The sequence below is a fragment of the Nocardia violaceofusca NBRC 14427 genome (genome assembly GCF_963869435.1).
Lineage (GTDB): Bacteria > Actinomycetota > Actinomycetes > Mycobacteriales > Mycobacteriaceae > Nocardia > Nocardia aobensis.
In genome coordinates this window covers 1-23,454 of the sequence record NZ_CAWMPM010000006.1, presented here as the reverse complement: position 1 = coordinate 23,454, position 23,454 = coordinate 1, and the positions used below count along the sequence as shown (strand labels likewise).

General features: G+C 67.6%; 24 protein-coding genes. 14 read left to right on the top strand and 10 right to left on the bottom strand.

Translation table 11 applies throughout. The features are described from left to right. Window positions 1-40 precede the first annotated feature (40 nt). Complete coding sequence (locus AC5592_RS06730; protein ID WP_063063716.1) at window positions 41-799, top strand: glycoside hydrolase family 25 protein; 759 nt, start codon at window positions 41-43, stop codon at window positions 797-799. Here the strand turns inward: AC5592_RS06730 and AC5592_RS06725 are convergent. From AC5592_RS06725 to AC5592_RS06715, 3 genes are all read right to left on the bottom strand, one after another. Next, window positions 796-1,527 carry an amino acid ABC transporter ATP-binding protein gene (locus AC5592_RS06725; protein ID WP_036507117.1) on the bottom strand — a complete coding sequence of 244 codons (732 nt, stop codon included), beginning with the start codon at window positions 1,525-1,527 and terminating at the stop codon, window positions 796-798. The genes AC5592_RS06730 and AC5592_RS06725 overlap by 4 nt on opposite strands. A 116-nt stretch (window positions 1,528-1,643) precedes the next feature. Beyond that, window positions 1,644-3,440: an ABC transporter substrate-binding protein/permease gene (locus AC5592_RS06720; RefSeq protein WP_036507007.1), complete on the bottom strand. Its 1,797-nt coding sequence runs from the start codon at window positions 3,438-3,440 to the stop codon at window positions 1,644-1,646. Window positions 3,441-3,563: 123 nt separating this feature from the next. Next, entirely contained in the window at window positions 3,564-4,358 is a 795-nt protein-coding gene (locus AC5592_RS06715) for an LLM class F420-dependent oxidoreductase (RefSeq protein ID WP_036507009.1), read from the bottom strand. Between the two features lie 168 nt (window positions 4,359-4,526). On the opposite strand from AC5592_RS06715, the gene AC5592_RS06710 reads away from it, so the two are divergent. Continuing rightward, entirely contained in the window at window positions 4,527-5,606 is a 1,080-nt protein-coding gene (locus AC5592_RS06710; protein ID WP_063063715.1) for an ABC transporter ATP-binding protein, read from the top strand. Between the two features lie 53 nt (window positions 5,607-5,659). Here the strand turns inward: AC5592_RS06710 and AC5592_RS06705 are convergent, their stop codons facing one another. Next, window positions 5,660-6,151: a winged helix-turn-helix transcriptional regulator gene (locus AC5592_RS06705; RefSeq protein ID WP_063063783.1), complete on the bottom strand. Its 492-nt coding sequence runs from the start codon at window positions 6,149-6,151 to the stop codon at window positions 5,660-5,662. Window positions 6,152-6,260: 109 nt separating this feature from the next. Between AC5592_RS06705 and AC5592_RS06700 the strand changes: the two genes are divergently transcribed. The 3 genes from AC5592_RS06700 to AC5592_RS06690 all read left to right on the top strand — a co-directional run bounded on the left by AC5592_RS06700 (window position 6,261) and on the right by AC5592_RS06690 (window position 9,585). Then, the gene (locus AC5592_RS06700) at window positions 6,261-7,430 is read left to right on the top strand and encodes a thiolase family protein (RefSeq protein WP_063063714.1); all 1,170 of its coding nucleotides are present in this window, start codon (window positions 6,261-6,263) and stop codon (window positions 7,428-7,430) included. 263 nt (window positions 7,431-7,693) lie between these two features. Continuing rightward, a complete protein-coding gene (locus tag AC5592_RS06695) occupies window positions 7,694-8,665 on the top strand; it encodes an o-succinylbenzoate synthase (RefSeq protein ID WP_174372351.1) in 972 nt (323 codons plus the stop codon). Window positions 8,666-8,787: 122 nt separating this feature from the next. After that, window positions 8,788-9,585 (top strand): VOC family protein, encoded by a 798-nt coding sequence (locus AC5592_RS06690; RefSeq protein ID WP_036507016.1) that lies wholly within the window; start codon window positions 8,788-8,790, stop codon window positions 9,583-9,585. A gap of 111 nt (window positions 9,586-9,696) precedes the next feature. Here AC5592_RS06690 and AC5592_RS06685 read toward each other — a convergent pair whose 3' ends face one another. After that, on the bottom strand, window positions 9,697-10,209 hold the full coding sequence (locus AC5592_RS06685) for a TIGR04338 family metallohydrolase (protein WP_036507018.1): 513 nt from the start codon (window positions 10,207-10,209) through the stop codon (window positions 9,697-9,699). A gap of 70 nt (window positions 10,210-10,279) precedes the next feature. Further along, a complete protein-coding gene (locus AC5592_RS06680; RefSeq protein ID WP_063063782.1) occupies window positions 10,280-11,116 on the bottom strand; it encodes a DUF2786 domain-containing protein in 837 nt (278 codons plus the stop codon). Between the two features lie 287 nt (window positions 11,117-11,403). Here AC5592_RS06680 and AC5592_RS06675 point away from each other — a divergent pair, with 287 nt between their 5' ends. From AC5592_RS06675 to AC5592_RS06665, 3 genes are all read left to right on the top strand, one after another. Next, window positions 11,404-12,666 (top strand): ABC transporter substrate-binding protein, encoded by a 1,263-nt coding sequence (locus tag AC5592_RS06675; protein ID WP_036507123.1) that lies wholly within the window; start codon window positions 11,404-11,406, stop codon window positions 12,664-12,666. Window positions 12,667-12,752: 86 nt separating this feature from the next. Continuing rightward, window positions 12,753-13,736 carry a carbohydrate ABC transporter permease gene (locus AC5592_RS06670; protein ID WP_063063781.1) on the top strand — a complete coding sequence of 328 codons (984 nt, stop codon included), beginning with the start codon at window positions 12,753-12,755 and terminating at the stop codon, window positions 13,734-13,736. Beyond that, window positions 13,736-14,587, top strand: a complete 852-nt coding sequence (locus tag AC5592_RS06665) for a carbohydrate ABC transporter permease (protein ID WP_036507022.1) — start codon at window positions 13,736-13,738, stop codon at window positions 14,585-14,587. The genes AC5592_RS06670 and AC5592_RS06665 overlap by 1 nt, the downstream gene beginning before the upstream one ends. On the opposite strand, the gene AC5592_RS06660 is transcribed toward AC5592_RS06665, so the two are convergent. Both AC5592_RS06660 and AC5592_RS06655 read right to left on the bottom strand, forming a co-directional pair. Next, on the bottom strand, window positions 14,577-15,239 hold the full coding sequence (locus tag AC5592_RS06660) for an HAD family hydrolase (protein WP_063063713.1): 663 nt from the start codon (window positions 15,237-15,239) through the stop codon (window positions 14,577-14,579). The two genes, AC5592_RS06665 and AC5592_RS06660, sit on opposite strands and share 11 nt — an antisense overlap. After that, complete coding sequence (locus tag AC5592_RS06655; RefSeq protein WP_198163780.1) at window positions 15,233-16,411, bottom strand: MFS transporter; 1,179 nt, start codon at window positions 16,409-16,411, stop codon at window positions 15,233-15,235. Before AC5592_RS06655 ends, AC5592_RS06660 begins: the two co-directional genes overlap by 7 nt. 532 nt (window positions 16,412-16,943) lie before the next feature. Here AC5592_RS06655 and AC5592_RS06650 point away from each other — a divergent pair. The 5 genes from AC5592_RS06650 (at window position 16,944) to AC5592_RS06630 (ending at window position 20,843) form a co-directional block, all read left to right on the top strand. After that, window positions 16,944-19,241 carry a transglycosylase domain-containing protein gene (locus AC5592_RS06650; protein WP_063063712.1) on the top strand — a complete coding sequence of 766 codons (2,298 nt, stop codon included), beginning with the start codon at window positions 16,944-16,946 and terminating at the stop codon, window positions 19,239-19,241. A 111-nt stretch (window positions 19,242-19,352) separates the two neighbouring features. Continuing rightward, the gene (locus AC5592_RS06645) at window positions 19,353-19,856 is read left to right on the top strand and encodes a GyrI-like domain-containing protein (protein WP_051025284.1); all 504 of its coding nucleotides are present in this window, start codon (window positions 19,353-19,355) and stop codon (window positions 19,854-19,856) included. Window positions 19,857-19,862: 6 nt separating this feature from the next. Beyond that, window positions 19,863-20,288, top strand: a complete 426-nt coding sequence (locus AC5592_RS06640) for a GyrI-like domain-containing protein (RefSeq protein WP_063063711.1) — start codon at window positions 19,863-19,865, stop codon at window positions 20,286-20,288. A gap of 34 nt (window positions 20,289-20,322) precedes the next feature. Then, window positions 20,323-20,577, top strand: coding sequence for a type II toxin-antitoxin system Phd/YefM family antitoxin (locus AC5592_RS06635; RefSeq protein WP_036507034.1), 255 nt, complete (start codon window positions 20,323-20,325; stop codon window positions 20,575-20,577). Continuing rightward, a complete protein-coding gene (locus AC5592_RS06630) occupies window positions 20,574-20,843 on the top strand; it encodes a type II toxin-antitoxin system RelE family toxin (RefSeq protein WP_036507037.1) in 270 nt (89 codons plus the stop codon). Before AC5592_RS06635 ends, AC5592_RS06630 begins: the two co-directional genes overlap by 4 nt. Before the next feature lie 176 nt (window positions 20,844-21,019). On the opposite strand, the gene AC5592_RS06625 is transcribed toward AC5592_RS06630, so the two are convergent. Next, window positions 21,020-22,114: an inositol-3-phosphate synthase gene (locus AC5592_RS06625; RefSeq protein WP_036507040.1), complete on the bottom strand. Its 1,095-nt coding sequence runs from the start codon at window positions 22,112-22,114 to the stop codon at window positions 21,020-21,022. After that, complete coding sequence (locus tag AC5592_RS06620; RefSeq protein ID WP_036507131.1) at window positions 22,107-22,664, bottom strand: PadR family transcriptional regulator; 558 nt, start codon at window positions 22,662-22,664, stop codon at window positions 22,107-22,109. The genes AC5592_RS06625 and AC5592_RS06620 overlap by 8 nt, the downstream gene beginning before the upstream one ends. A gap of 146 nt (window positions 22,665-22,810) precedes the next feature. On the opposite strand from AC5592_RS06620, the gene AC5592_RS06615 reads away from it, so the two are divergent. Further along, window positions 22,811-23,224, top strand: coding sequence for a DUF5318 domain-containing protein (locus AC5592_RS06615; protein ID WP_158271251.1), 414 nt, complete (start codon window positions 22,811-22,813; stop codon window positions 23,222-23,224). Window positions 23,225-23,454: the final 230 nt, after the last annotated feature.

The following is a 23,454-nucleotide window of genomic DNA, read 5'->3' as shown; positions in this document are numbered from 1 at the left end:
ACACTGGTCACAAGCGCCTCGGCTGCCTACTCTCGTAGCCATGTATCGACGCACCGTGGCTCGTCCGAAAGTCCGTCGCTTCACCGCAGCCCTGCCGCTGCTCGCCGTTGCCGGCATATTTCCGGCAACCGGTATCGCCTCCGCCGGACCCACCGGGCCGGATGTGTCGTCCTGGCAGCACATCGACGGCCGTCTGATCGATTGGTTCGCGGTCCGCGCCTCCGGGCACAACTTCGCCATGGTGAAGGCCACCGAGGGGCTGAACTACGTCAATCCCTATTTCGTCCCCGACAGCCTGCTCATGCGCGCGGCCGGGGTCGCGCGCGGCACCTATCACTACGCCCATCCGGATCTGCCGCCGGAACCGCAGGCCGCCCTCTATGCCGCGGTCGTCCTCGGCCAGAACGGCCCGCTGGACCTGCCGCCGGTTCTCGATATGGAGAATTCCGGCGGATTGCCCCCGGCGGCGCTGATCGACTGGACCCATCGCTATCTGACCACGGTGCAGGCGTTGACCGGCCGCGTGCCGATCATCTACACCTACCCGCGGTTCTGGCAGACGGCGATGGCCGATTCCGACCAGTTCCACCAATATCCGCTGTGGATCGCCGATTACCGCGGTAACGCCCAGCCCGAGGTGCCCGGCGGCTGGCCGGCGTGGACCTTCTGGCAGACCACCGATTCCGGCAGTGTGCCCGGTATCGCGGGCAATACCGACCTCAACGTCTACAGCGGAGCGCAGGGCAATTTCGCGCAGTTCGCCAATATGCCGTTCAGCGGCAGCAGTTCGGGCAGTTAGAGGATCTGGGACAGAAACTGTTGCAGGCGTGGGGTTTCCGGATCGTCGAAGAGGCGTTCCGGAGACCCCGACTCCACCACCTTACCCTGGTCCATGAACACCACACTGTCGGAAACCGAACGGGCGAAACCCATTTCGTGGGTCACCACGATCATCGTCATACCGCCGGAAGCCAGATCCGCCATCAGTGAGAGCACACCCTTGACCAGCTCCGGGTCCAGGGCCGAGGTCGCCTCGTCGAACAGCATGAGTTCCGGTTTCATCGCCAGCGCGCGGGCGATGGCGACGCGCTGCTGCTGACCACCGGACAGATTCGCGGGCCGGGTATCGGCGCGCGCCGCCAATCCGACCGCCTCGAGTTGTTCCAACGCCAGCGCCCGCGCCGCTTCCTTGCTCAGGCCGCGCAGTTTCCGCGGTCCGAGGGCCACGTTCTCGGCCACCGTCTTGTGCGGGAACAAATTGAAATGCTGAAAGACCATCCCGATGCGCTGCCGCAGCCGATCCGGATTCTCGCCCAGCACCGACACCCCGTCGATGAGAACATCGCCGGAATCGGGTTCGTGCAGACGGTTCAACACCCGCAGCAGGGTGGATTTTCCCGAACCGGACGGGCCGATGACCGTGGTGGTGTGACCGGCCTCGACATGGATGTCGACGCCGCGCAGCACCTGGTTGTTGCCGAGGGTCAGATGCAGATCCACCCCGGTCAGCGAGGAACTCGTGCCCACGCCGGCGCCCTTCCGGTCGCTCACGCCGGCGCCCTTCCGGTCGCTCACGCCGTCGGCATTCTGGTCGCTCACGCCGTCGGCATTCCGGTCGCTCACGCCGTTGGCATTCTGGTCGCTCACGCTCCGCGTCCTTCCGTGATGACTGCCTGGTCGATTTCGTCGGCGGCGGCTTCGGCGCGGCCGGTGCGCAATCGGCGGTCGATGTAGTTCACCAGGTGGGTGAGCGGGATGGTGAGCAGCAGATAGACCAGGCCCGCCGCGACCAGCGGCGACAGATTTCCGGTCTGGGAATTCAGGTCGCGGCCGACGGCGAACAGTTCCCGCTGGGAGGCGAGCAGGCCGAGGAAGTAGATCAGCGAGGAATCCTTGATCAGCGCGATGAACTGGTTCATCAGCGCCGGCAGCACCCGCCGCACACCCTGCGGAATCACCACCAGCGTCATGGACTGCCGGTAGCCGAATCCGATCGCGCGCGCAGCCTCCAACTGCCCCGGCTCCACCGATTGGATACCCGAGCGGAAGATCTCGCCGATATAGGCCGAGGCCAGCAGCGCCAGCGCGACGGCCCCCAGCCAGTACGGATTGTTCCCGGTGATCCCCTTGACGATCGGGCCGATGCCCAGGCCGATCAACAGGATGATCACCACCGCGGGCAAACCGCGGAAGATGTCGGTGTAGACCCGCGCGGGCCACCGCAACCAGCGGGTGCGCGAAATACCGGCCACCGCCAGCAGAATGCCGATCAGCGTGCCCAGCACCCCCGAAACCAGCGCCAGAATCAGCGTATTCGGCAAACCGGTCTTGAACAGATCAGGAAATGCCTTGCGGTACAACGACCAGTCGAAGAACGTTTCCTTCAGTTGCGTCAGCGTCGATTTCGGCGCGTTCTGCTGATCGCTGTGCTGATGTTCGGCCGCGATCTTCTCGAAGTCCGGAAGTTGCGGCATCGGCGCGGATTTGGAGCCCGGTTTCCAGCCCGGCGGCAGCGGGCGCGGCACCCAATCGGAGTAGAGCTTGGCGTAGGTCCCATCGGCGATCACCGCGTCGAGGCCGGAATTGAGCGCGTCGATCAGCGGCTGATTGTTCTTGCGGACCGCCCAGGCGGTGAAATTGTCCAGGCTGAAGGTGTTCTGCACGATCGAGGTGGGATCACCCGGTTTGATCGCACCGGTGGCCTGCTGGGACGGCGCGACCCAGGCATCGATCTGCCCGGTCTTCAGATTCGCGTAGGCGGTGTTGTAGTCGGGGAATTTCACCGCGTCCAGATGCAAGGTGCCGCTGACGTATTCGTCCTGTACGGTGCCCTGCACCACGCCGATCCGCACGCCCGGTTTCAGATCCGAGAATCCCTGGATCGCACTGCCGTTGGGCACCACGAGCGAGAAGTAACCGAAGTCGTAGCCGTTGGTGAAACCGACCTGCTGCCGCCGCGCATCGGTGGTGGTGATGCTGGACGACCCCACGTCGAACCGGCCGGTGGCGACCAGCGAGAGCAGCGAGGCGAATTCGGTGCCGGAGAACTGCACCCGCAATCCGAGCTTCGCGGCGATCGCCTTCAGCAGTTCGTTGTCGAATCCGGTGAAGGTCCCCGACGGATTCACGCAGATACTCGGCGGCGCATCCGACAGCGTGCCCACGCTCAGCACACCGGGCTGGGACAAACCGAGCTTGGTGACATCGATCGAACTCAGCGGCGCGGTGGTCGCGGTGGTGTAGCGATCGGTGCCGGCCGTCGCACCGCTCGCCAGTTTCGTCGGCGCGGGGGAGGCGGCCGAGGGCCCGGGCGGTGCGCACAGGTTCGAGGCCTGCGACGAGCTGCCGCCGTCGGAACTGCAGGCGACGGCGAACAGCAGCATCATCGCCGCCATCAGCGCGATCAGCGCACGCGGGCGCGAGACGGGCAAACGGGCCATAGCCGAGAACCCTAGCGGGGCCGGCGGCGCGCCGAGGGCGGCGACGCGGGTCCACGGGCCGCCGCCCCTGCCACATCGCCCGGCGGAAATCGAATCCCGCTGATTCGATCAGGCGGTGTTCGATCAGGCGATACCGGCCACCGACTCCGGATTGAAGTTGTCCCGCCATGCGACGGCCTGCTCGACCACGCTCAGGTCGTAGTCGGGTCCGCCGGCGCCCACGGTGAACAGCGTCGCCCCGGCGCCCACCAGCCGCTCGGCCTGTTCGGCACCGGGCCAGGACACCGACCGCTCGATCCGGTTCGCGTCGGTGCCGACCTCGGCGCAGTGTTCGGCCAGGATCTTCGATTTGCGTTCCAGCGCTTCGATATCGGCGAAGCTGTGCCAGATGTCGGCGTATTCGGCCACCAGTCGCAACGTCTTTCGCTCACCACCGCCACCGATCAGAATCGGAATGTGGCGCGTCGGTTGCGGATTCAGCTTCGGCAGCCGGGCGTCGATGCGCGCGAGGTATTCCTTCAGCAACGCCAGACGTGTTCCGGGCGTGCCGAATTCGTAGCCGTATTGGTCGTAGTCCTTCTGGAACCAGCCGGCGCCGATGCCGAGGATCAGCCGGCCGCCGGAAATGTGGTCGACGGTGCGGGCCATATCGGCGAGCAGATCGGGATTGCGATATCCGCCGCCGGTCACCAGTGCGCCGAGTTCGACGCGTTCGGTCTGCTCGGCGATCGCACCGAGCATGGTCCAGCATTCGAAATGCGCGCCGTCGGGATCGCCGGTGAGCGGATAGAAGTGATCCCAGTTGAACACGATGTCGACGCCCGCATCCTCGGCCCGGCGCACCGCATCCCGGATCAACCCGTAATCGGGAGCATGTTGCGGCTGTAGCTGAACTCCGATGCGAACCGGTCGAGTCATCCGATGCTCCTTCGTCTCGTGAGCTGCTCTCGCGGCCGGTCAGCGGCCCTTGACGAGGCTACTCGCCCGCTGCACCCCGTGCGGGGCGCTGGGTTACTGTGGGGCGCGCACCGCCCCCTCTACTCGGATCGTCCGGCACGTTCCTGCCGGTGAAGGGATTGATTCACCATGGCCACGGTCACCTTCGACCACGCCACCCGGCTCTACCCGGGTGGCACCAAACCCGCCGTCGACAAGTTGAATCTCGAGATCGCCGACGGCGAATTCCTGGTACTGGTCGGACCGTCCGGATGCGGCAAATCCACCTCGCTGCGCATGCTGGCCGGACTCGAGGAGGTCGACGACGGCCGCATCCTGATCGGCGAGCGGGACGTCACCGACGCCGAACCCAAACAGCGCGATATCGCGATGGTGTTCCAGAACTACGCGCTCTACCCGCATATGACGGTCGCGGAGAACATGGGCTTCGCGCTGAAGATGGCCAAGGTCGGCAAGGCCGAGCGCAGCCAGCGCGTGCTGGAGGCGGCGAAACTGCTCGACCTGCAGGACTTCCTGGACCGCAAACCGAAGGCGCTGTCCGGCGGTCAGCGGCAGCGTGTCGCGATGGGCCGCGCGATCGTGCGCCAGCCGCAGGTGTTCCTGATGGACGAACCGCTGTCGAATCTGGACGCGAAACTGCGCGTGCAGACCCGCACGCAGATCGCCCAGTTGCAGCGCCGACTCGGCACCACCACCGTCTACGTCACCCACGACCAGGTCGAGGCGATGACCATGGGCGACCGGGTGGCGGTGCTCAAGGACGGCCTGTTGCAGCAGTGCGCCTCGCCGCGGGATCTGTATCGGGATCCGGCGAATCTGTTCGTCGCGGGCTTCATGGGTTCACCGGCGATGAACCTGTTCACGCTGCCGGTGTCGGACGGTTCGGTCACCCTCGGCGGACATTCGATCGCGCTGCCGCGCGCGGTGGCCGACGCCGCGGGCGAGACCGTGGTGGTCGGTATCCGCCCGGAGCACTTCGATCTGGCCGGTGGTTCCGAGGGGATCGCCATGGAGATCGACGTGGTCGAGGAGCTGGGCTCCGACGCCTACATCTACGGCCGCACCCTGGGCGAGGCCGGCGGAGATCAGACCATCGTCGCCCGCGCCGACTGGCGCAATCCGCCGCAGAAGGGCGACAAGCTGACACTCACCACCGATGCGGAGCACACCTACTTCTTCGACCCGGCCGACGGTCGGCGACTGACCTAGTCGTCGAAACCGACTGCCCCCGAATACTTTCGATATTCGGGGGCAGTTCGCGTTCAGCCGCGTGGCCGGCGCCAATCCTTGTTCACCCGGATCCGGATGTCCTCCAGTCCGATTTCGTCGCCTCCGGCGCCGCGCAGTTCCACCCGCACCGGTTCGCCGGTGGTGTCCTCGATCCGCTCGAGCGGCGGCACCCCGCCCTGCAGATATTTGTCACCCCACTGCCACAGCGCGAAGATCGCCGGGAGCAGATCCCGGCCCATCTCGGTGAGCACGTACTCGTTGCGGGTGCGCTTACCCTCTTCGCGATACGGCTGTTTGCGCAGCAGCCCGGCGTCGGTGAGTTTGCGCAGCGCGGCGGCCGCGGCGGCGTCGGTGATACCCACCCGCGCCGCGAAACCGTCGAAGCGGGTCGTCCCGTAGATGGATTCGCGCAGAATCAGCATCGCCGAGCGCGCGCCGACGATGTCGAGAGCCTTCACGATGGAACAGCCGTCCGGCTTCCACGAATTCAGGTCACGCAGGGGTCCTTCCAGTTTCACGGGCATGACGACGATCATACCAACTCTGACTTGTCATAACTAATGTCAGCTCCTAGGCTGACTTCAGGGCGACTAAGTCAGATTGTCGCAACGGCGCGATACCGGAGGAATCGCCATGAGAGACGCAGTGATCGTCGAGGCCGTACGCACCCCGATCGGGAAGGGCAAAGCCACCGGGGCGCTGCACGATCAGCATCCGGTCGACCTGTTCGCCCACAGCCTGCGCGAGGTCGTGCGGCGCAGCGGGATCGATCCGGTGCTGATCGACGATGTCATCGGCGGCGTGGTCACCCAGATCGGCGAGCAGTCGGTCAACGTCACCCGCCGCGCCGCGCTCGCGGCCGGCTACCCGGAGTCCGTTCCGGCCACCACGGTCGACCGGCAGTGCGGCAGCAGCCAGCAGGCCATCCACTTCGCCGCACAGGGCGTGCTGGCCGGGGCCTACGACATCGTCGTCGCCGGCGGTCTGGAGTCGATGAGCCGGGTGCCGATGGGGTCGAGCGTGGCCGGCGCGACCGATATCAACGGCGTGGCCTTCGCCGAACGGTATCCGGACGAGCTGGTACCGCAGGGAATCAGCGCGGAACTGATCGCGGCGCGCTGGAACATCTCGCGCACCGCCATGGACGAGTTCGCACTCGCCAGTCACGAGAAGGCCGCCGCCGCGACGAAGAACGGATCCTTCGAGGCACAACTCGCGCCGCTGGCCGGGTTGAGCACCGACGAGGGCATCCGGGTCGGCAGCACCCTGGAGACCCTGGCCGGGCTGCGGCCGGCCTACTACAGCGAGGCCTATGCCGCCCGGTTCCCCGAGATCGGCTGGAACGTGACCGCCGCCAACGCGAGTCAGATCAACGACGGCAGCGCCGCGGTATTGATCATGACCAGCGAGAAGGCCGCGCAACTGGGCCTGCGGCCGCTGGCCCGGCTGCACAGTTTCGCGGTCGCGGGCGACGATCCGCTGCTGATGCTCACCGCGGTGATCCCGGCGACCCGAAAGGTGTTGCAGCGCTCCGGCCTGTCGCTCGCCGATATCGATCTGTTCGAGGTCAACGAGGCCTTCGCCTCGGTGGTCCTGGCCTGGGCCGCCGATACCGGGGCCGATCTGTCCCGGGTGAACGTCAACGGCGGCGCGATCGCGCTGGGGCATCCGCTCGGCGCCTCCGGTGCGCGGCTGGCGACCACGCTGGTCCACGCGCTGCACGAACGCGGCGCCCGCTTCGGACTGCAAACCATGTGCGAGGCAGGCGGTTTGGCGAACGCGACCATCTACGAGCGGCTGTGATCGTCGGACCGGCACCACGATCAGCGCCACCGCGAAACCGAGAAGCCACACCTCGGCGAGCAGTGGCAGGGTGAGCAACGCGTAACACCAGGCCGGGCGGCGCTCCCGAAACGCCCGCAGGGTCCACCGCCCGGCCGTCAGCAGCGCGCCCACCAGGGCCAGGAAAACCGCGGCGTAGGCCGGCGTCGGATGACTGCGCCTCGGACGAGTGCGCTGCTGCGCCATATCGCGGACCCCGAGCCGCGGTGGTTAGGCTGGCTCGGGTGAGCGATCTGGATCCGGCGTCGGCGCTGGTGTACGCGATTCCGCTGCGAACTCGCTTCCGCGGCATCACCGTCCGCGAAGGATTGCTGCTCGAAGGCCCGCGCGGCTGGGGTGAGTTCTGCCCGTTCGTCGAGTACGACGATCGGGAGGCCGCGAACTGGCTGGCCACCACCGTCGAGCAGATCGAGGACGGGTGGCCGGAACCGGTCCGGGATCGTATTCCGGTCAACTGCACGGTCCCCGCGGTCGGGCCCGAGCGCGCGTATGCCATCGTCGCCGAATCCGGTTGCCGCACAGCGAAGGTCAAGATCGCCGATCATCCCGAATCGCTCGCCGAGGATATCGAGCGGGTGGCGGCCGTGCGCGATGCGCTGGGCCGCGACGGCGCCGTCCGGGTCGACGCCAACGCGGTCTGGGACGTGGACACGGCGGTTGCGAACCTGCGGCAGATCGACCGTGCCGCACAGGGTTTGGAGTACGCCGAGCAACCGTGCCGGACGATCGAGGAACTGGCGGCGGTCCGGCGGCGGATCGACATTCCCATCGCCGCGGACGAATCCATCCGGCGCGCCGAGGATCCGCTGCGGGTCGCGGTGGCGGGAGCGGCCGATATCGCCGTCCTCAAATGCACGCCGCTCGGCGGGGTGCGGCGGGCGCTGCGGGTGGCGCAGGCCGCGGGGCTGCCGTGCGTGATCTCCTCGGCCCTGGAGACGAGCGTCGGACTGTCGGCGCAGCTCGCGCTGGCCGGTGCGCTGCCGGAACTCGACCACGCCTGCGGGCTGGGCACCGTGAACCTGTTCACCGGCGATGTGGTCGCGGATTCGCTGCGCCCGGTCGACGGATATCTGAGCGTTCCGCGCACCCCGCCGGCCCCGGATCCCGCTCTGCTGGAACGCTTCCGCCACCCCGATCCGGAGCGCACGGCGTGGTGGCGGAGCCGGTTGGAGCGGGTACTGCGGCTGCTGGACTGATCACGGCGTCTCGAGCCTCGACAGGGCCGGGGAGAGGGTTTTCCCACCCGCCGGTCTGTGATTAGCTGATCGTGTGCCATCGGCAGTTCTCACGTGCTCGAACACACGATAGGAGTTCCGCAATGCCCACTCGTGATTCTGCGTGGCCGCAGGGTACGCCCTGCTGGGTCGACTGTTCGGTCGATGATCCGCGGGCCGCCCGCGACTTCTACTCCGGTTTGCTGGGCTGGGAGATCATGGACAGCCCGCCCGAGGCCGGGGGATATCTGATGGCGATGCTGGGCGGTAAACCGGCAGCCGGAATCGGCCCCAAGATGGGCGAGGCGCCGATGCCCTCGGTGTGGACCACCTACCTCGCCGCCGACGACGTCGACGCGGTCGCCGAGGCCATCGGCGCGGCCGGGGGAACCGTCTTCGTCCCACCCTTCGACGTCATGGACGTGGGCCGCATGTGCGTGGCCTCCGATCCCACCGGCGGGATTTTCGGCGTCTGGCAGGCCAAGGCCCACACCGGCGCCGGTATCTACAACGAACCCGGCTCCTACTGCTGGAACGAACTGCACACCGGCGACTACGCCACCGCCCAGGAGTTCTACCGCCGCGTCTTCGGCTGGACCTTCGACGAAATCGGCGACGGCGAGAACTTCGTCTATTCGACCTTCTCCCCGCCCGGGGCGGACGTCGCCGGCGGTGTGATGGACGCGGGCAACGCACCCGGCGACAACCCGCCCTACTGGCTCACCTGGTTCCAGGTCGCGGGCACGGACGAAAAACTCTCTCGCGCAACCGAACTCGGCGCCACGGTGCTGATGGGCCCCGACGACACCCCGTTCGGTCGCTCGGCCGTCGTCCAGGCTCCCCAGGGCGAGATCTTCGGCCTCATCGACCCGACGGTGCGGGCGGAGACGCCGGGACAGTAGGGCTCGGCATGCCCCGGGTCGTCCGCAACGGCCCGGGGCGCACCTGTTCCGGCCGGCAACCGCGGGTCACGCCGGAGCCGGCGAACCGTGCCTCGCGTTCGTCACGGGGGTTCAGCCCACGCGAGCGCCACAGTCGTGCAGGGTGGCGCGCAGGAGAAGGGCGGCTTCGGGGCCGATGACACCGTCGACCAGCTCGAGGTATCGGGTACAGAACTCGGGGCCGTGCGGGGCGAGGTCGGCCCCGGGCGGCTCCAGGTGGTGGGCGAGTTCGTGCAGGATGACCAATTCACGCAGGGCCCAAGCGGTTCCGCCGGTATGCAACGGGACGGCCAGCACGGCGCGGCCGGTCTCGTAGTGCGCCGCCGCGGTGCCCGCACGGGCCCGCACGGCCAGCGGCGTGCCCGCTCGCACCCACTGCGCGCGTACCCAATTCAGGGCCAGCACCCGGTCCACATAACTCTGGACCGACTCGACCGAAGCGAACTTCCGCTCGATCGGCAGCGTGAGCTGCGAACCGTGCAAGTCGACCGTGCGAGCCCCGAACTCGGCGGCTCGTTCGAACATCCGCCGCACCAGGCCCTCGGCGTCGTAGACCCGGCTACGCTGCGAATCCCGTTGCGTCACAGTGCTTTCCCGCAGACAACGAACGACGTGTACTTCACGAAGGCACCGCATCGCGCCATTCGCGCGCGGCTCATGCCCCGGGCGCTTCGAGTCGTCCTCGCCCGGAGGGCAGTTCGGCCGACAGGCCCAGGCGCGCGGTGCGACCGGCGCGGTCGCCCGCCCGGCGCGCGGCCGGTGAGTACCCGGTGGATTCCTGTGGCCCGCGCCAGGTACCGCGGGCTTCGGAGGTGCGGGCGTAGTAATCGGTCAGTTCGAGGTCCTTGTTGCGCAGCGCCAGGGCGGTACCCGCGGATTCGGCGGCGGTCGTATCCGCGCCCACCGCCTCGGCCTCCACATCCGCCTTCACCTGTGCGAGCCGGCGGCCGATCCGGTCGGCGAACGCCATCTGGAAATTCAGCCGAGCCGTCACGGCTGCGACCGGGGCCTGAATGCGACGCTGCACCGTGCGACCCCAGCGCGTCTCCACCACGATCTTCTCCACCGTCGCCGATCTGTAGGCGCCGGATTTGATGTAGTGGTCGGACGCGCGCACCATCTGCACCAGCAGGCTCGTGTACAGCGCCTCGCACGTCGCGATATCGGTATCGAAGCCGTAGGCGTAGACCTGCGTGGATGTGCGGGTCACATCGCAGCGCACGTCGTTGGCCGCGGCGATCGCCACGAACAACTGCACATACGTGCGCAGCCCCTTCTTGCCCGCCGCACCGATCGCGACGACCTTCTGCATCGGCGTCGGGCGGCGTTCGCGACCGGCGATATGGGCGCGCGCCACCGCCAGGTCGATCGACGAACGGGTCGCCAGGCGCTGGGCGGCCGCCATGAACGCCTCGGCCTCGTGCTCGTTGTCGGTCGACTCGGCCTGACGCAACAGCCCACCGATCCGGGTGAGCAACTTGTCCTGAGGCATCTGGGTCGACATCGAGCGCCAGGATACGAGAACCCACCGACATCGCCACACGATCGGGCGGGGCGGAGGCGGCAGCTTGCGTAACCACGGAGGGCGGGCGCGGACGCCGAGTCCCATCCGGCAGCCGAACAATGTATCTTGCCTTGTGCAACCGGCGCAGTGTGCGGGCGCTCACGCATGGCACCTGTGTTCGTTACGACCCTGGAGTATCGATGGCTTTGAACAAGGCGTCCTCGAACAAGGCGCGCAAGGTTCACGCGCGCGCCGCGTCACGACGCTCGTCCCTCGTGTCCCGCGCCGCACTGGCCACCGCCTCGGTGGCGCTGCTGACCGCCGGGTTGACGAGCGCCTGTTCGAGCGGCGACGGCAGCAACCCGACCGGCCAGAACCTGGGCGGCCGCGGCCCGATCACCTATGTCGAGGGTAAGGACACCACCGAGACGGGTGCGGTCAAGCAACTCATCGACCGGTGGAACGCCGCCCATCCGAACGAGCAGGTGACGTTCAAGGAGCAATCGAACGACGCCTCGCAGCAGTACGACGATCTGGCCCAGCACATGCGGGCCAAGCAGTCCGACTACGACGTGATGGCGCTGGACGTGCCGTGGACCGCGGAATTCGCGGCCAAGGGCTGGATCCAGCCGCTGAAGGACTCCTTCGCCCTCGACACCTCCACGCTGCTCTCGCCGACCGTCGCCAGCGCGACCTACCAGGGCACTCTCTACGCCGCGCCGCGCAACACCAACGGCGGCCTGCTGTACTACCGCAAGGATCTGGTCCCGAACCCGCCGAAGACCTGGCCGGAGCTGCTGGCCGACTGCAATATCGCGCATGATCACGGAATCGGTTGCTACGCAGGGCAGTTCGCGCCCTACGAAGGTCTGACCGTGAACGCGGCCGAGGTGATCAACGCCTACGGCGGCTCGTTCGTCGGCCCGGACGGCAAGACCGCGACCGTGAACTCCCCGCAGTCGCGCGCCGGCCTGCAGGTGCTCACCGACGCCTACAAGAACGGCGACATCCCCAAGGAGGCCATCTCCTACAAGGAGCCGGAGAGCCAGAACGCCTTCGCCTCGGGCAAGCTGCTGTTCCTGCGCACCTGGCCGAACTTCTACGGTGTGGCCCAGGCCGACTCCTCCGCCGTGAAGGGCAACTTCGGCGTCTCCCCGCTGCCCGGCAAGGACGGCATCGGCGCCTCAACGCTCGGTGGTTACAACGCCGCCATCAGCGCCTACTCCAAGCACAAGGCCACCGCGCTGGACTTCCTGCGCTTCCTGATCAGCGAGGACGCCCAGCGGATCGTCGCCGAGGGCGCGTTCCCGTCGGTCCGGTCGTCGATGTACGACGATCCGGCGCTGATCGCGAAGTTCCCGTACCTGCCCGCGCTGAAGGATTCGATCGCCAGCGCCGTGCCGCGCCCGGTCACCCCCTTCTACCCGGCGGTGTCGAAGGCCATCCAGGACAACGCATATGCTGCGTTGACCGGTAAGAAATCAGTCGATGACGCGATCGTCGGCATGCAGAAGGGCATCGAAGCCGCCGGCTCCTGACCCTGTCCGCAGTCTGCCCCGTAGGAGAGTTGAACGTGTCGAGTCCTTCGGGTGCGACCGATCTCGCGCCACCCGACGATCAGCCGGTGAGCCCGAAACCGAAGAGCGACAGTAACTCCCGGGGCTTACGGCTACCGCGGGGGTCGGGCCGCGCGTGGTTGTTCGTCGCACCGGTGCTGGTGGCGCTCGCGGTCGTCATCGGCTATCCGGTGGTGCGCGCGGTGTGGATGTCGTTCCAGAAGGACGCCGGACTCGACCCCGCCACCGGCATGTTCGTCGAGGGCGGCAGCGCCGGGTTCAGCAACTACACGCACTGGCTGCTGCAGCAGTGCACCCTGCCCGGCGGCGGAACCGAGCCCTGCCCCACCGGCAACCTGGGTTCCCAGTTCTGGGCGGCCATCGGCATCACGCTGCTGTTCACGGTGATCACGGTGACGCTGGAGGCGACCATCGGCCTCGGCATGGCGACCGTGATGGGCAAGACCTTCCGCGGGCGGGCGCTGCTGCGTGCCGCGGTGCTGATCCCGTGGGCGATCCCGACCGCGGTGACGGCCCGGTTGTGGGAGTTCATGTTCCAGTACAACGGCGTGGTCAACCGGGTCCTGCACACGCACATCCTGTGGCAGACCGATCCGTGGTGGTCGCGATTCGCGGTGATCATCGCCGACGTCTGGAAGACCACCCCGTTCATGGCCCTGCTGATCCTCGCCGGACTGCAGGTGATTCCGAACGACGTGTACGAGGCGGCCAAGGTCGACGGGGCCTCGGCCTGGCAGCGCTTCACCCACATCACGCTGCCGCTGCTGAAGCCGGCGCTGCTGGTCGCGGTGCTGTTCCGGACCATGGACGCGCTGCGCCTCTACGACCTGCCGGCCATCATGATGCAGGGCAACCCCGCGACCCGGACCATCTCGATCCTCGTGGTCGATCAGGTGCGGCAGGGATCCAACAGTGCGGCCGCGCTGTCGGTGCTCACCTTCCTGATGATCTTCGCGGTGGCGTTCGTGCTGGTGAAGATACTGGGCGCCAACGCGGTGGCGACGCAGGAAGAACAGCGGAAGGCACACTGATGACCACTGCTACCTCCGGCCGCAAACCGTGGCGGTCCGCACGGGTGTACGTCGGTGCGCTGATCGTGCTGATCTGGGGTCTGGCCCCGTTCTACTGGATGGCGGTGACCGCCTTCCGCGATCCGGACTACACGTTCGACAACACCCCGTGGCCGACCCACGTGACCTTCGAGAACTTCCGCAACGCGTTCGACACCAGCCGCGGCAACGACTTCGGGCGGGCACTGACCAACAGCGTCGTCATCGGCGCGGCCACCACCGTGATCGCACTACTGATCGGCATGATGGCCGCCTATGCGCTGGCGCGCATGGCTTTTCGCGGTAAGACGCTGGTCGCCGGATTGATCCTGAGCGCCTCGATGTTCCCGGTGGTCGTCCTGGTGACGCCGCTGTTCCAGCTGTTCACCAACATCGGCTGGATCGGGCACTACCAGGCGATGATCATCCCGAACATCTCCTTCGTGCTGCCGATGACGGTCTACGTCCTCGCCTCGTTCTTCGCCGAACTGCCGTGGGAGCTCGAGGAGGCGGCCCGCATCGACGGCGCCAGCCGGTTCCAGGCCTTCCGGCTGGTGATGCTGCCGCTGGCCGCGCCCGCGGTGTTCACCACGGCGATCCTGGCGTTCATCGCCGCGGTGAACGAGTACCTGCTGGCCAGTCTGCTTTCGGTCGACCGGACCGAGCCGGTGACCGTCGCGATCGCGCGGTTCTCCGGTAACGATCCGTTGGTGCAGCCCTATGCGGCGATCATGGCGGCGGGCATCATCGTCACCGTACCGCTGGTGATCATGGTGCTGCTGTTCCAGCGCCGCATCATCTCCGGCCTCACCGCGGGCGGCGTCAAGAGCTAGCTCCCGAAATCAGGCGTCCGGCGGGGAAGTCGAGGTGTTTTTCCAACTCGGCGGGCGAGCCCGTGTAGTGGAGGGTTCGCAGGCCGAGTTGTGCCGCCGCTTCGCAGTTGTCGGGGCGGTCGTCGATGAACATCACCCGGCTCGGATCGTGAATACCGGTGGCCGCCAGGGCATTTCGATAGGTGTCGGGATGCGGTTTGTTCATGCCGAGACGGGCCGAGTAGAGGGCATCGGTCATCAGCCCGCGCCACTCGGAGGCGTCGAGTGCGTCGCCGACCGGATGGGGCGCGTTGGACAGCAGCACCATCGGCAGACCCGCCCGGCGCGCCTGCTGCAGGAGGGTGACGACGCGGTGGTCGGTCCGCGTCCACAGGGCGGTGTCGACCTCGCGCAACCGGGTGAGCAATACCGGTTCCGGCCGGCGGCCGAGTACCGCGGCCCAGAAGTCCGTGTCGTCGAACTCGCCGGAATCGTAGGGTTCGCGGGCGCTCCAGAAGGTGGTCTGGAAGTGGGTGAGGTCGTCGGTGCGCCATCCGGCGAGCTCGGCGAGGCCGCTCCACATGGGTGCCGTCGGCTGCAGACCGATGACCCCGTTGTAGTCGAAGATGACCGCGTCGATGTCGGCTGGCGAATGGGATAGAGGACTTACCACTGGTTCTCCAATGCTCGATGAGACAGCGCGGCCACGCCCGCGGCGAGCAGGGCGGGCAGCACGAGGGCGACGGGCAGGGTCGTGACGGTGGCCACGGCACCGATGAGGGCCGGTCCCGCGAGGAGCCCGAGATATCCGGCGACGGCCACGGCGGCGACGGCGCGCGGACCTCCCGTCCCGGCCGTGCTGAACAGGGAAGGAATCGTGACGGCCAGGCCGAGACCGAAGACGGCCCAGCCGGCCAGCGCGAACGGCACATCGTTCACCGCCACGCCGGTGAGAAGTCCGGCCGAGGCCGCAATCGCGCCCGCCCGAACGACTTTCGGCGCCCCGAAGCGAGTGGTGAGCCGATCGCCGACGAGGCGTCCGCTCGCCATCGCGGCGCTGTAGGCGGCGTAGGCGGCGGCGCCGATCGCGGCCGAGGCGTGCAGCCCGGTCAGGTGCACCGCCGACCAATCGGCCGCCGCGCCCTCGCCGAGCAGACATGCGGCGGCCAATGCCCCCAGCAACCAGATTCGCGACCGGGACAGTCCGGGCGCACGCTCCCGCGCCACCACCCCCGCGTCCGCGACCGGCGATCCGACACAACCGGTAGCGGGCGCCACCGCGATCGTCGCGACGACGACCGCCGCCGCGGTGACACCGAAGACGTAGGTGTGCGAAACGTCCGCGGCCACAACGGCGATCACCGCCCCACCCAGCGCGCCGAGGCTGTAGGCCGCGTGCAGGCCCGACATGATCGGCCGGCCGTAGGCGTTCTGGCAGCGCACCGCGGCGGCGTTCGCCGCGACGTCCAGCACACCGTGCGCGGCGCCGAAGCACAGCGCCGCGGCGGCGAGCGCGAGCGGCATTCGGCAGCTGCCGACCAACGCGAGGCCGAGGGCCAGACCGAGTCCGCCGGTGGTCAGCAGCCGGGGCAATCGCGCGGGACGGGCGAGGCGACCACCCACCTGGAGGCCGGCGACCATACCGATCGCCGCGGCGAGCAGGACCCCGGCCAGCCCGGCCGTGCCGAGTCCGGCGGATTCCTGGACGGCGGGGATGCGAGTTCCCCAGACGGCCATCACCACGCCGAGGCCGGCGAAGTAGCCCGTCAGCAGGCCGCGACTCCGTACGACGTCGTGGGGTTTTTCGAGTGCGCGATTCGCGGGCATCGCGAGGGTGCGTGTCATGACGACTCCATCAGCGTCACCACCGATTTCGGGGTCGACGACGACCCGCGCGATCGGCGGTGGACGGATATGACGATTCCGCCTCGTACCGGACGGCCGAGGCACACGGACGACAGGAAGAAGACGTTCGGTGAGTGAGAGATCGAATGCGATGCGCGACGTTGCACGTAAGCAAAACGGAAGCTACCAGGCAGTTCGACGCGCTACCATCCGGAACGACCGCTGGTGCCCCACTTCACAAAATGCGGGCCGGACGTCTAATTCATCCGTTTCTGTACCGGCAACCGGGCCGTCGACGCGGCGTCGAGTACCTGTTGCGTCGCGCTCTTGCCGCGCGATGGCCGGACCGCCGCGAGTCGGGTTGCCGTAGCGGTTGTTCAATTCACGCCGAGGTGCCGTCGGCCGGTCGTGCCCGGTTTCCGAGTGAGACTGCGATTTACTGGGTATTAGCTGTTCTGGTCGACCATCGACCGGCCCCGTAGGCTGGTCGGGATCGTTGTTTCTCGCTGGTTCGCCGACGCTCCGGGAGGAGATGATCGTGAGCTCGACCCGCAAACCGCGGCGCGGCCGCCCGGAAACGGCGCCTTATGCCTCGATTGCCGGGTGGAAGCAGCTCGACGGTGCGTCCCGGCCGAACAGCGGCCGTCCCCGCCGTCGCGAGAGACCGGCCGGCGCCGGCGAACGCCCGCCGCGCACTCGCGGGCAGCGAATTCGGCGCCTGCTGCTGGCGCTGTTCCTGATCTTCGTCGCGATTCCGTCGTTACTGCTGGTATTGGCGTACTGGAGTGCCGAGATACCCGATCCGAGTGCGGTGCAGACCAATCAGATCGCCACCGTCACCGCCGCCGACGGAACGACGGTCCTCGCGAAAATCGTTCCCCCCGAAGGGAACCGCACGCCGGTGCCGCTGTCGGAGGTGCCGCAGACCATGCGCGACGCCATACTCTCGGCCGAGGATCGCGACTTCTACCGCAATCCCGGATTCTCGGCGCCCGCCTTCCTGCGGGCCGCGCGCGACAATCTGCTCGGCCGCGACGACGCGGGCGGTGGGTCCACCATCACCCAGCAGTACGTCAAGAACGCCTTCCTCAGCTCGGAGCGCACCCTGTCGCGCAAGATGCGGGAGCTGGTGATCTCGGCGAAGATGGCGCGGCAGTGGAGCAAGGACGACATCCTCGCCGCGTACCTCAACACCATCTACTACGGCCGAGACGCCTACGGGATCGCCGCGGCCGCGCGCGCCTACTTCGACAAACCGGTCTCGCAGCTGACCCTCGCGGAGGGCGCGGTGCTGGCGGCGCTGGTGCGCACGCCGTCGATCCTGGACCCCGAGACGCACCTCGACCAACTGAAGGCTCGCTGGAACTATGTGCTCGACGGCATGGTCGGGATGGGCGTGCTGCCGCTCGGCGAACGCGACAAGGTGCAATTCCCGACGATCGCGCCGCCGCCCAAACCCGACGACGATGCCGCCCGCGGCCCGGCCGGCCTGATCCGCACCCAGGTGCTGAAGGAGTTGCGCGCCGCGGGAATCGGCGATCAGGAGATCAATACCGGCGCGCTGCAGATCACCACGACCATCGACGCCAAGGCGCAGCAGGCCGCGCTGGACGCGGTGCACCGCACTCTCGACGGCCAGCCGCCGCAGCTGCGCAGTGCGGTCGTGTCGATCGATCCGCGGTCGGGCGCGATCCGGGCCTACTACGGCGGTGAGGACGGTGTCGGCTACGACTTCGCGCAGGCCCCCTTGCAGACCGGGTCCTCCTTCAAGACCTTCGCCGTGCTGGCGGCGCTGCAGCAGGGCTTCACGCTGACGTCCCAGCTGGACAGTTCGCCGGTCGTGGTGAACGGGGTGCGGGTGACCAACGTGGAGGGCGAATCCTGCGGGACCTGCAGTCTCGCCGAGGCCTACAAGCGTTCCCTGAACACCAGTTTCATCCGGCTCACCCAGGCCATCGGGCCGCGGTCGGTGGCCGATGCCGCCCATCAGGCCGGTATTCCGCTGCAGATCCCGGGCGTGCCGGGCACCTCGCTGTCGGAACCGGACGGGCAGCCGGCGCCCACGGTCGTCCTCGGCGTGTATTCGGTGCGGCCCGTCGACATGGCATCGGCCTATGCCACCATCGCGGCGTCGGGCAGCTATCACCAGCCGTATTTCGTGCAGCGGGTGGTGGCCGGGGACGGCCGGGTACTACTGGATCGCGGGGCGCCCGGGGCGGGGCAGCTGCCGCCGCCGCAGCAACGCTTCCCGCGCGGGATCACCGATACGACCACCAAGGCGATGCAGCCCATCCCCGGATATTCGAACGGCCACAATCTGGCCGGGCGGCCGTCGGCGGCGAAGACCGGAACCACGCAGCTCGGTGACTCCGGCGAGAACAAGGACGCCTGGATGATCGGGTTCACCCCCTCGCTGTCCACCGCGGTGTGGGTGGGCACCGATCAACCCCAGCCGATCCGGACGGCGGGCGGCGGCCTGATCTACGGTTCCGGGCTGCCGTCCGACATCTGGAAGCGCACCATGGACGGCGCGCTCGCCGGAACTCCGGTCGAGCAGTTCGCGAATCCCGATCCGAGCGCTGCGGCCGGGCCGTTCGCGGCGCCCCCGCCGCCGAATTCGGCCGGGCCGTTCGCGGAGCCGGAGCCGCAGGCCGCGCCGCCGCAGCCGACCGGGAACGCACCGTTCGACATCCTGCAACCGCCGTCGCAGCCGGAGCAGCAGCAGCCGCCGGTGATCGTCATTCCGCCCGCGCCGCCACCACCGCCACCACCCCCGCCGCCGCGGCAGGTGGAGATCTTTCCGGGGTTGACCGTCCCGGTTCCCGGATGACGGTCCGATCCGGCACGCTGTGATGAAACGAATTGGAGTAATCCGGCCATCACCCAGCACACGCCGATAGGGTGGAACGGGGTCGAACACGAGACATTAGGGGCGACACGGGTGGATTTCGAAGTGGTTGAGCGCCACGAAACACTGGTGGCGGGCACGGTGCTACGCAGCCCGGCGCTGGCGGTCGAGGGACCGCGCCGGCAGAAGGTGGAAGAGGCGTGGAAGCGAACTCTGGCGCGCCGGTTACCCGGTCCGCCGGCGACCGCCTATGTCGACCACGCGCCCGAGATCGGTTCCTATCTCACCCATATCGTCGGCTACCAGTGCGAAAGCCTCGACGATCTGCAGCCCGGCGATGTACTGGCCCGCATCCCCGCGGCGAAGTTCGCGCGCTTCCTGCGCACCGGTGACAATCTGGGCGACACCATCGTCTCGATCTGGCGCGCGGTCTGGGATCTGGAAGCGGCCGGCGCGCTGGTGCGGGCCTACACCGGCGACTTCGAGCACTATCCGGAGGCTCGCACGGTCGAGGTGTTCGTCGCCCTGCAGAGCGATCCGCTCACCGATGCGCTGAACAACGGTGTGGCACAGGCAGATTCCGCCGAGAACAGGTAGGGACTCGTGGACTTCGAAATCGTCACCCTGGAACCGAGCCTCGTCGGCGGGCTCACCGTTCCGCTGGCCGGGCGCGAGGTGACCGCCCGGGATCTGGATCTGGTGAACTTCACCTGGGACCGCTACCTGTCGCGGGAGAGGAACGTCCCGCGCGTGGCGGCCTACATCGGCCAGGACGACCACGCGGTCGCGGTCCTCGGCTACGAACTCGGCGGACTCGACGACCTGGAGACCGGCGACGTGATCACCCGCATCCCCGCGGGCCGCTACGCCAAGTTCGTCGTCTCCGACAAACCGTACGACCTGCTGCGCACCGCCTGGGCCAAGGTCGCCAAGGCCGAAAGCGCCGGCACCATAACCCGCTCTCACGCCGCGGAAATCGAACGCTACACCGGCCCCACCTCGGTAGAGGTATACGTGTCCCTCGACTGAGCCGCGTGTACACGAAAGCGCGTACACTTGCTGCGTGTCCGAGATCAGCATCCGTGAACTCCGCGCCAACCTCGCCACCCACATCCGTGAAGCCGAGCAGGGCGAGCGGGTGATCATCCTGCGTGACGGCACCCCGGCCGCCGCGCTGGTCCCGCTGTCGATGGTGGAAAAGTTCGATGCCGCCGAGGACGAGTTGCTCGCACGCGAAGCGGCGGCCCGGCTCACTTCCGATGAACGGACCTACAGCATGAGCGAGGTTCTCGCCGACCTCTTCGAGGACGAGGAGTGAAGTACCGCTTCCGCTTCCTGGAATCGGCCCGGCACGAACTGCGCGCGCTCGATCGGCAGGACGCGATGCGCATCCTGACCGCCCTGACCGCGCTCGGCGACGACCCGTATGCCCCGGGCCTGGACGTGAAGAAGCTGGTCGGACACGAGGGCTTGTATCGGCTGCGTGTCGGAAGATTCCGGGTCGCCTACCGAATCGACAACGGCGTCCTCGTGATCCTCGTGGTCAAAGTCGGATGGAGACGAGACGTCTATCGAGACCTGTAACCCGCCCCCGGAAACGCGATAAGGCTGGGCTACATGGAAAACCATGTAGCCCAGCCTTTTTCGAAGGCCGACGTTCCAGGCGACATAGCGCCTACCCCAACCCCGCACGAGGCCGACCTCGAGGAGGCCCCGTTCGCGGCCGGGGCCGCGAACCCGCCGAGCGGAGCGAGGCCAGACTATTCAGCGCCGATGATGAAGGCTTCCAGCTGGGTGCGGGCGACGTCGTCGGCGAGCTGCTTCGGCGGGGACTTCATCAGGTAGGCCGAGGCCGGGATGACGGGTCCGCCGATGCCGCGGTCCTTGGCGATCTTGGCGGCGCGCACGGCGTCGATGATGATGCCGGCCGAGTTCGGCGAGTCCCACACCTCGAGCTTGTACTCCAGGTTCAGCGGCACGTCACCGAAGGCGCGGCCCTCGAGGCGCACGTAGGCCCACTTGCGGTCATCGAGCCAGCCGACGTGGTCGGACGGGCCGATGTGCACGTCGTTGGCGCCCAGTTCCTTCTTCAGGTTGCTGGTGACGGCCTGGGTCTTGGAGATCTTCTTCGACTCCAGGCGCTCGCGCTCGAGCATGTTCTTGAAGTCCATGTTGCCGCCGACGTTGAGCTGCATGGTGCGGTCCAGCTGCACGCCGCGGTCCTCGAACAGCTTGGCCATCACGCGGTGGGTGATGGTCGCGCCGACCTGGGACTTGATGTCGTCACCGACGATCGGCACGCCGGCGTCGACGAACTTCTGCGCCCAGGCCGGGTCGGAGGCGATGAAGACGGGCAGCGCGTTCACGAATGCGACGTTGGCGTCGATGGCACACTGCGCGTAGAACTTGTCGGCATCTTCCGAACCGACGGGCAGGTACGAAACCAGCACGTCGACCTCGGCATCCTTCAGCGCCTGCACGACGTCGACCGGCTCGGCCTCGGAGAGCTCGATGGTCTGCGCGTAGTACTTGCCGATGCCGTCGAGGGTCGGGCCCCGCTGGACGGTGACGCCGGTCGGCGGCACGTCGGAGATCTTGATGGTGTTGTTCTCGCTGGCGAAGATCGCATCGGACAGGTCGAATCCGACCTTCTTCGCGTCGACGTCGAATGCGGCGACGAACTTCACATCGCGCACGTGGTACTGGCCGAACTTGACGTGCATGAGGCCGGGCACAGTCAAGTTCTCGTCTGCGTCCTTGTAGTACTGCACGCCCTGGACCAGCGAGGAGGCGCAGTTGCCCACGCCGACGATGGCCACGCGAATCTCATTGGCAGCCGGGTTGACATCACTCATGGCCGACATTTCCCTCTTTCTGTGGTGCCGCCTTCATTGATTGCTCCGCTGCAATCAACTCGTTGAGCCAGCGCACTTCGCGCTCGCTTGATTCGAGACCGAGTTGATGGAGCTGGCGGGTGTAGCGATCCAGTGTTCCGCTGGCGCGTTTGATCGCCTCCCGCAGTCCTTCTCGGCGCTCCTCGACCTGCCGTCGTCTGCCCTCGAGGATCCGCATCCGCGCCTCGGCGGGGGTGCGGCTGAAGAAGGCGAGATGAACGCCGAAGCCGTCATCGGTGTAGTTCTGCGGACCGGTGTCGGCGAGCAGTTCACCGAACCGCTCCCGACCCGATTCGGTCAGTTGGTAGACCCGGCGGGCCCGGCGGGTGACCGCGCCGGCCGGACTCTCCTCGGCGATGAGACCGTCGGTCTGCATGCGCCGCAGCGTCGGATACAGCGACCCGTAGGAGAAGGCCCGGAACGGTCCCAACAGGCCCGTCAACCGTTTGCGCAGCTCGTAGCCGTGCATGGGTGACTCCAGGAGCAGCCCGAGAATCGCGAGTTCGAGCACGGGCTTCACCTCCTGACTGTATTGAACAGACCTAACCGATGGATGCGATTACAAACTATATCGGACCGATATAGTGAGCGGAAAGGAACGTGTGGCTTCTCTCGGTGGCATGCCGTGCCCCCGCCGACGCAAGTACTCTGGGACCCGTGCGAATTCAGCGGCAGGTGGTCGACTACGCGCTCCGGCGCCGGTCGCTGCTGGCCGATGTCTATGCGGGCCGTGTGGACGTCGCCGAGGTATGTGATGCGAATCCGTACCTGCTGCGTGCGGCGAAATTCCACGGGCGGGGGAGCGATGTCACATGTCCGATCTGCCGGAAAGAGCAGCTCACGCTCGTATCGTGGGTCTACGGCGACGGACTGGGACCGATCGCGGGTTCGGCCCGAACCCCCGAGGAACTGGTGCGGCTGGCCGAAACTCGGGAAGAGTTCTCGGTGCACGTGGTCGAGGTGTGCCGGACCTGTAGTTGGAATCATCTGGTGCAGTCGTATGTGCTGGGACACACCCCGGCACCGCGGCGTCGTCGTGGTGGCGGCGCTCGTCGGACTGCCGCCGAATGACAGGCACACTCGACTGATATGTGGAGCGGCTCCCATACCGGCCGGCGACGGCCGCGCACGCCCGCACCGAGCTATCCGGACCGTATCGAGTTATGGAGATCCAGGCTGTGACTTCGCCTTACGACGATGGACCGAACGGCGGTCGGCCCCCGCGCGGCCCGCAATCCGGGCCCGGTGGTCAGCCACCGCGCCCGGCAGGCGGCAACCCGCCCGGCGCCCGGCCGCTACCG

Coding starts and splice junctions, on each gene's coding strand:
- AC5592_RS06680 (WP_063063782.1), bottom strand. CDS start 11,116: ATGCCTCAGGACAAGTTGCTCACCCGGATCGGTGGGCTGTTGCGTCAG.
- AC5592_RS06705 (WP_063063783.1), bottom strand. CDS start 6,151: ATGCCCGTGAAACTGGAAGGACCCCTGCGTGACCTGAATTCGTGGAAG.
- AC5592_RS06720 (WP_036507007.1), bottom strand. CDS start 3,440: ATGGCCCGTTTGCCCGTCTCGCGCCCGCGTGCGCTGATCGCGCTGATG.
- AC5592_RS06665 (WP_036507022.1), top strand. CDS start 13,736: ATGACCACTGCTACCTCCGGCCGCAAACCGTGGCGGTCCGCACGGGTG.
- AC5592_RS06650 (WP_063063712.1), top strand. CDS start 16,944: ATGATCGTGAGCTCGACCCGCAAACCGCGGCGCGGCCGCCCGGAAACG.
- AC5592_RS06625 (WP_036507040.1), bottom strand. CDS start 22,114: ATGAGTGATGTCAACCCGGCTGCCAATGAGATTCGCGTGGCCATCGTC.
- AC5592_RS06730 (WP_063063716.1), top strand. CDS start 41: ATGTATCGACGCACCGTGGCTCGTCCGAAAGTCCGTCGCTTCACCGCA.
- AC5592_RS06655 (WP_198163780.1), bottom strand. CDS start 16,411: ATGACACGCACCCTCGCGATGCCCGCGAATCGCGCACTCGAAAAACCC.
- AC5592_RS06715 (WP_036507009.1), bottom strand. CDS start 4,358: ATGACTCGACCGGTTCGCATCGGAGTTCAGCTACAGCCGCAACATGCT.
- AC5592_RS06700 (WP_063063714.1), top strand. CDS start 6,261: ATGAGAGACGCAGTGATCGTCGAGGCCGTACGCACCCCGATCGGGAAG.
- AC5592_RS06690 (WP_036507016.1), top strand. CDS start 8,788: ATGCCCACTCGTGATTCTGCGTGGCCGCAGGGTACGCCCTGCTGGGTC.
- AC5592_RS06710 (WP_063063715.1), top strand. CDS start 4,527: ATGGCCACGGTCACCTTCGACCACGCCACCCGGCTCTACCCGGGTGGC.